2 protein-coding genes are annotated in these 2950 nt (G+C 66.0%); both read left to right on the top strand.

Annotated features, from left to right (window positions below; translation table 11 throughout):
• The first annotated feature begins 193 nt into the window (after positions 1 to 193).
• Positions 194 to 1246 (top strand): PDDEXK nuclease domain-containing protein, encoded by a 1053-nt coding sequence (locus ACFFIO_RS00800; RefSeq protein WP_378039784.1) that lies wholly within the window; start codon positions 194 to 196, stop codon positions 1244 to 1246.
• Between the two features lie 123 nt (positions 1247 to 1369).
• Entirely contained in the window at positions 1370 to 2461 is a 1092-nt protein-coding gene (locus ACFFIO_RS00795; RefSeq protein WP_159551475.1) for an IS110 family RNA-guided transposase, read from the top strand.
• Positions 2462 to 2950: the final 489 nt, after the last annotated feature.

The raw sequence follows: 2950 nt of genomic DNA, 5'->3' as shown, positions 1-2950 counted from the left end.
CTCGAACTCAGCGCCTGACAACAACAACGAAGGATCAGACCGTTACACCACTTCCAGGGACTTGACCCTCTAGTCTGGGCCCGCCCGGGGATCCTCAGTCACGGCTCGATCTGGGACAGGCGCGCTTTGGCAGGTAGTTCCGGATCGTTTAACGCGAGAGCTCACCCGTTAGGCTCTGGCCTTCCTCGCTAGGATGCGGTCCGTGACCAAACCCGCTGAGATCGCCCTGCCCGATGACTATCCAGCCTTCTTGGGGGAACTGAAGAAGCACGTCCAGGGTGCCCGGCTACAGACTTTGCGCCGGGTCAACACGGACTTGCTCGGGCTCTACTGGAGGATCGGACGGGACATCCTGGCCCGGCAAGAACACCAGGGCTGGGGCAGCGGGATCATTGGCCGACTGGCCCAGGACCTGCGGGCTGAGTTCCCTCAGATGAAGGGCTTCTCCCGGAGCAACCTGTTCTACATGCGGGCTTTCGCCGCGGCCTGGCCGGACTGGGACCCAAATGTCCCACAGCCTGTGGGACATTTGCCGTGGGGCCACGTCCGGGTCCTGCTGGACAAGCTCAACACCGCATCGGCGCGGGACCGATATGCCGCCGCTGCCGTGGAGCACGGGTGGTCCCGGAACGTGCTGATGAACATGATCATGAACCGGTCCCTGGAGCGCTCCGGCACCGCCCCCTCGAACTTCGGCACCCATCTGGCGGCCCCGGATTCGGAGTTGGCGCAGCAGGTCGCCAAGGATCCTTATTCCTTCGAGTTCCTGGGCTTGTCCGGAGCTGTCGCTGAACGGGACCTGGAGCAGGCCCTGATGGACCGGATCACTGAGACGTTGCGGGAGTTGGGGCACGGCTTTGCGTTCGTGGGGCGTCAGGTGCACCTCGAGGTGGATGGGGACGACTTTTACATCGACCTGTTGTTCTTCCACGTCGAACAGCTACGTTACTTCGTCATCGAGCTCAAGACCGGCAAGTTCCAACCGGAGTATGCCGGCAAGCTGAACTTCTACGTCGCCCTGGTCGATGACCGGCTCAAACGCGAGGCCCACGCGCCAACGGTGGGGATCCTGATTTGCGGCAGCAAGAACGACCACACCGTCCGATACGCGCTGGGTCGGTCAACGTCACCACTGGCGGTCTCCGCCTACACCTACGACCAGCTGCCAGCAGTCGACCGGAGTCTGGTTCCGGCCGAGGACCAGCTCACCGCCGCCCTGGACGCCTTGCCCGACGAGGAACCCTAGACGGTATGTAGTGACCCGTCCGGCATGGAGGGGTTGCGGGCCGGGGCCTCACTCACAAAGATTCGTGGGTTACCGGACAAGGAGCCCCTTGCCCGGCCTTGCCGACAGTTGTGGGAGGCCCCGGTGTTTACCGAGCGTACGAGTGTCGGGCTCGATGTGCACGCACGATCCGTCGCCGCAGCGGCGATCGACGGCGTCACGGGAGAGCTCATCCACACCAGACTTACCCCGTCACACGATCACATCATCTCCTGGGTCCAGGACCTGCCCGGCCCGGTGGCCGTAGCCTACGAAGCCGGCCCCACCGGATTCGGCCTGTACCGGGCCCTGGCGGCAGCGGGAATCCGGTGCGAGGTCGTGGCCCCGTCCAAGCTTCAACGGCCGGCCGGCGACCGGGTCAAGACCGATGCGAAGGACGCGGTGCACCTGGCCCGGCTGCTGCGCCTGGACGAGGTCGTTTCGGTGGCTGTGCCGTCCGCGGACCAAGAAGCGGCCCGGGACCTGGTCCGGGCCCGGGAGGACTGCCGGGGCGATCTCATGCGCGCCCGCCACCGGCTCTCGAAACTATTGCTGCGCCAGGGCCTGGTCTACAACGGCGGCCAAGCCTGGACCGGGACCCACCACACCTGGCTCGTCAACGATGCCCGGCCACAGTTGACACAGCGGCCGACCCAGATGGCGTTCGAGTCAGACTACGAGACCGTGATGGCCACCCTGGCCCGCCGAGACCGGCTCGACGCGGCCATCGGGACCATGGCCGCGGACTCGGAGTTCACGGACCTGGTGCACAGGCTGGGGTGTCTGCGCGGGGTCTCCCCCCTGACCGGGTTCGCCCTGGCGGTGGAGATCGGGGACTGGCACCGGTTCACCGGCAACACCATAGGCTCCTTCGTCGGGCTGGTCCCCTCGGAGCACTCCTCCGGGGCGTCCCGGGTCCAGGGGCCGATCACCAAGGCCGGTAACACCCATGCCCGTCGCCTGCTGGTCGAGGCCGCCTGGCACCACCGGCCCCAATACCGGATCGGCAAGACCATGCGGGACCGGTGGGACTTGGCCCCCGCCGAGGCCAGGCTCCGTGGTGATGCTGGCAACCGGCGCCTGCATGACCGGTGGGTTCGATTCCTTCAGCGCAATAAGCGGGGCACGGTGGCCAACGTGGCCATCGCCCGGGAACTGGCCGGCTGGTGCTGGTCGCTGGCCGTGATGCAGGAATAAGGCCCATAGACAGCTTCGTCCTGACGCCGTGGCCGGTGGCAGCGCGTGGAGCGACCCGCGAGATAGCTATGGGCAGCCGGGCGCCATGCCCGGCGACGCCCGATCCTAGACACGCGGTCCCGCTCCTGCCGAACACCCCGTCCTGCGGTAGCCAACCCGCGCATATCAGCCTGACCGCGCGTCGATCACAGACACGCTCACCAGACACCTCCAGGACGAAGCAAGAGGCGCCCGCCCCCATGGTCAGGGACGGGCGCCTCGCCCTGCCTCTTGACAGGAGACCACTACATATCAGCTATAGCTGCCTCGCATCCCATGGGTTACAAGACGTCTCATGGCTGCCTTGGCGAGCACATGAGGAGGTCGCGGAATTCCGGCCTTCTTGGGGTCCGGCTGCTTCTCGCAACTATGTATCGGAACTAAGAGATTGCGCGGATAGGCGGGTGTGGTTCGTATCCTGCGGGCGGCGTGTCGCTGTGGGCCGGCACG

The organism is Citricoccus parietis, from assembly GCF_042433045.1.
In the GTDB taxonomy this organism is placed as follows: Bacteria; Actinomycetota; Actinomycetes; order Actinomycetales; family Micrococcaceae; genus Citricoccus; species Citricoccus parietis.
The sequence above is the reverse complement of the archived record's forward strand: the minus strand, read 5'-3'. Positions and strand labels throughout refer to the sequence as shown.